At 68.5% G+C, this 670-nt stretch carries 1 protein-coding gene; it reads left to right on the top strand.

The genetic code is table 11. From position 1 onward, the window contains the following. Positions 1 to 670 (top strand): cupin-like domain-containing protein (locus tag AAE045_RS23595; RefSeq protein ID WP_455549738.1); only part of this gene is annotated, 670 nt, incomplete at both ends.

Genomic DNA, 670 nt, shown 5'->3' on the forward strand with positions numbered 1-670 from the left:
GCGCAGCTGCACGCGCAGTTGCCCGGCTGGACCACGCCGAAGGTGATCCGCGGGCTGGTGACCAGGTGGCCGCTGGTCGCCGCAGCGACCCGGTCCGCGCAGGCGGCGGTTGACCATCTCAAGCAGTTCGATCACGGCACGCTGCCGGTCACTGCCACCACGGCGCCACCGGAGGCCCAGGGACGGGTGTTCTACAACGCGGACATGCGTGGCTTCAATTTCCGCCGCGAGCAGATCCCGTTGAAGGTCGTGCTCGATACCCTGCTCAAGTACGCGCCGGCACCGGCACTGCCGTCGATCTACGTGGCATCGACCACGCTGGACAGCTTCCTGCCTGGCTTCCGCCAGACCAATGCGCTGGAACTGGGGGTGGACGATCCACTGGCCAGCATCTGGATCGGCAACCGCTCGCGCATCGCCGCCCACCAGGACGTGCCGGACAACCTGGCCTGCGTAGCCGCCGGCCGCCGCCGCGTCACCCTGTTCCCCCCATCGCAGGTGGGCAATCTGTATATCGGGCCACTGGATTTCACGCCGGCCGGGCAGGCGGTCAGCCTGGTCGATTTCGCCGCACCGGACCTGGTGCGGTTTCCACGCTTCAGCGCGGCGCTGGCGCACGCACAGGTGGCCGAGCTGGGGCCGGGCGATGCCGTGTTCATTCCATCGCTGT

Source organism: Dryocola clanedunensis (assembly GCF_038405435.1).
GTDB lineage: Bacteria > Pseudomonadota > Gammaproteobacteria > Enterobacterales > Enterobacteriaceae > Dryocola > Dryocola clanedunensis_A.